The sequence below is a fragment of the Microcoleus pseudofavosus SVA1_A4 genome (assembly GCF_036700565.1).
Classification (GTDB): Bacteria; Cyanobacteriota; Cyanobacteriia; order Cyanobacteriales; family Microcoleaceae; genus Microcoleus.
The window spans coordinates 1-3,314 of the sequence record NZ_JAUBPE010000161.1; the positions used below are offsets into that span (position 1 = coordinate 1).

The 3,314-nt window shown below is 40.2% G+C and carries 3 protein-coding genes and 1 pseudogene; 1 reads left to right on the forward strand and 3 read right to left on the reverse strand.

Going from position 1 to position 3,314, the window contains the following annotated elements; translation table 11 throughout:
* The 3 genes and pseudogenes from QUA02_RS33015 to QUA02_RS33815 form a co-directional block, all read right to left on the reverse strand.
* On the reverse strand, nt 1–342 hold a 342-nt coding region (locus QUA02_RS33015; protein ID WP_333033940.1), incomplete at its 3' end, for a helix-turn-helix domain-containing protein.
* Between the two features lie 226 nt (nt 343–568).
* Nucleotides 569–1,785, reverse strand: a pseudogene (locus tag QUA02_RS33020) (ISAs1 family transposase).
* A gap of 497 nt (nt 1,786–2,282) precedes the next feature.
* A complete protein-coding gene (locus QUA02_RS33815; RefSeq protein WP_445305251.1) occupies nt 2,283–2,594 on the reverse strand; it encodes a transposase in 312 nt (103 codons plus the stop codon).
* 82 nt (nt 2,595–2,676) lie between these two features.
* Between QUA02_RS33815 and QUA02_RS33025 the strand changes: the two genes are divergently transcribed.
* On the forward strand, nt 2,677–2,886 hold the full coding sequence (locus QUA02_RS33025; protein ID WP_333033941.1) for a hypothetical protein: 210 nt from the start codon (nt 2,677–2,679) through the stop codon (nt 2,884–2,886).
* Nucleotides 2,887–3,314 lie beyond the last annotated feature (428 nt).

Here is a 3,314-nt window from a genome sequence, read left to right on the forward strand (position 1 = left end):
TTCTGCTGATGAGTCTAGCTCTTTTAGTTTGTTCTTGCCGCCCACATTAAATAATCCTGACTTAATTAATATATTTTCAACTTTCCTGATATTTCTCAATACATTTGTTTCATCCAATTCCCAGCTTACCCCTATATGAAAATAAGTGCGATACTCTCGCCAGTACTCTAAGGTCATTAATACTTGATCTTCAATACTTAGTTTACTCGGTCGGCCGCTCTTTTTTGCTAGGACTTTCTCGGCCGCCACTACTTTTACCATTTGCTCAAAGGTTCCTAGAGTGACACCACACAAACGTTTGAACTCTGTATGCTCTAAATTCTTCACTTTTTCGTAACTCATTTTTGATTAGTTGAATTTCTATCTGTTTTACAATTCTATCAGACTTTCGCAAGAGGTCTATAGAACCCATTTGACATCTTTTAGGCTGCCAGCCTTTTAACCATCAGCTTAATAAAACAAAGATTCACAGCAGGCAGTTGCATGAGCTAAAGTTTTCTAGAAGTTCACAGGCGAGAATTTTACACCTTTCCATCCAAGAATTTGACCCAGGGTAAGAGCATCTCAATCAGGCTTGACACAAGGATTTGAGAATAAGCATCATGTACTCCTCACTCATCGCTGCCCGGTTCCTTTTTTGTCTCAAGCTACGGGATAGGGTGGTTTCTTGATTGAGGGCATTAAGGGCCATCCGTCTGACTACCGCCAAATTTCGAGGGCTATTAAACGCTCGTATCCGAGATTTATCTTCTTCAAAAGTCACATCTAAAACCCAATGTTCTTTATTTTCAATGCTCCAATGTTCCCGAATAATAGAACCATGTTTTTGAGCATCTACGGTTAAAGAACTTAGATAGAACTGGACTTCATGAGAGGTTCCATTCCACTCTTGTCGAAACCGTTCGACTATAACAACCGTCTGGAGTCCCGCCCATTTATCTTGATTATAAAGACCTCCAAATTCTGAAACGGGAATGGCCCAAACTCTTCTCTTCTCAATCCGGTTATGCCCTTTTTCTATTTGACGGTAATCCGTCATTTTAACCCCAGCTTGCTTGGCGACTTGATTGGACCTCAAACCAAGATTTAATTCGATTATAAAGAGTCGGGTGATTACTTTTTAAGCAAACTACATAATTAGCTTTTTTATGAACAATCTGTTTAATAATCTCCGTTTGAGTTCCCATTGCATCCATTGTAACAATTGCGCCGGTTACATCGATTAATTCTAACAGAGCTGGAATTGCTGTAATTTCATTGGAATGGCTGTCTACCTTAACTTGGCCGAGGACTAAACGATTTTTTGAAGCCCACGATGTCACTAAATGTAAATTTTTTTTGCCCTGATTTCGGTCATAAGACCCCCGAAGACTTTTTCCGTCAATCGGGATAACTTGGTTAACAACTGACCCGAGAAATTTTTGCACCCATTGAGTTAATTTCTGTTCTAAAATTTTGGGGTCTAATTTTTCAAAAACTCTACGAAACGTATCATGATGAGGAATGCCATTGGGTAATTCTAAAAATTGTTTGAGCCAGGATTGTTTACTTATTCCATAATTTTCCATGTCTTCCCATCCGTTACCTCCAGCTATTATCGCTAACAAAGCAATCACTAGAATATCTTTAAGTAAGTGATATTTAGTACGGTCAACTCTTGGATCTGGTATCATCAAAATAATTCAACAAACCCCCTTCTAGTTCTTGCATAGAAATAGGTTGAGGCTGGGTTTTTATGGTTTTTAATTTAGCACTCGCAACAACGGGTGAAAATCCTTTAGTCATAGAGTATTCATTCCTATTTTCTACTGAGCTTGAGAGTTATTATAGAATCTCTCGGACAAACCGGGCAGCTATAATACTGCACCCTCTTTTTGGGATCTGTTACATTTGATACCAAATTAGATGCGCTTACCCTGGAATTTGACCGTTCAATTACCCACCTTGCCCTCACCGGAACCAATCCCGATTTTCCCTGTATTTTTTTATTTTTTTGATGTTTTTTGATAGTTCAAACTTGATTTTTGTCATAATTTGTGGATAAAGATTCTGTAATTCAATAGTCAGATGTTCAGGGTGATAGCCGTGGTCTAATAAGATTGTAATTTTAGGGATATTGACGGGTTTAAATTTGAAATAATAGATGTTTTTACTCAACATTTTAATCAAACCTCCATCCAGAAGATAAATTAGCTTTAGTTCCGTGGGTCAAGAAGGGAAACCCAAGCGTATCAACAGCTAGATGCCTCTTAATACCATTTGTCGAGAAAGTAGAAACAAAATCATGAGTGATGCAATACTGGCATTACAGGTATTTTGCACTGAAGAGTGAGTCGATAATCATCAACGTAGTCCACTTGGGGTTTTTTGACCTGTTCGCGGACTTGACAATGTAAGACTCTCATCAGTTCTTCAAGCGCTCCTTGTTCCCGCCACTGCAAGTAAAACCAATATACTGTCGAGTAGGGGGTAAGTCTAAAGGTCACGTCTTCCCAATTACAACCATTTTTGAGTTGATAGAAGATGCCATCCAGGATTTCTGTTTTTGTCCAGTTTAGGGGACGAGGACAGCTTTTTAACGGGCAATATTTGATGTAGTAGAGGCTGTCTTAATTTCCCATTCCGAGTCCGTTAGGTTGCTAGAGTAGGACATGACGGCTTCCCTTGAGTGTTTTTATGGTAACTTTACCTCAAAACCAGACGGGGGACAACCAACTTCAAAACCTTTCCCAGCTTCGGTTTAAACTGAACTACCTCAAAAAAGAGCTTTTGGGGGCGATCGGCTGTTGTGAGCGATCGACCGATTATGAGCGCAGTTGTGGGCGATCGACCGTTAGGAGCGATCGCCCTCAAGATGTCAAATCGGTTCTATATGTATATGACTGAGATTCAGCAACCACGAGGTTGTGTCATGGTGAACCGGGCGATCGGGCTCACACCCTAACGAAAGCCTTAGCTCTCTCGTAAGTCCCATCATCTTTCACATCTATCTAATAGTATTGCGAGATAGCCTTCATGACAGTCCCCTGCCACAAACCGAGTTTCCGGGTCAAAAAGCAGCCCCAACCCATAAAGAGGAGTCAGCGATCGGAGACCGGAGCGAACCCTAAGTGCCAAAAGCCTTGCGGTGTAAAGCTTCAAAAAAAAATCAAAAATATTTTGTCAAAACGCTTGACAACTCTGGGGAGAGTTGATACATTAATAAAGCGCCGGAAGAGAAGCGATTCACTGAAACGCGCGCTGAACCTAGAAAAAAGAATAGTTTGAAAGCTTAAAGCACTATTAACCTCGTCAAAAAAATCAAGATAGAGAGT

Excerpts from the sequence above, each read along its gene's own strand:
- QUA02_RS33025 (WP_333033941.1), top strand. The coding sequence starts at position 2,677 with ATGGTAACTTTACCTCAAAACCAGACGGGGGACAACCAACTTCAAAAC.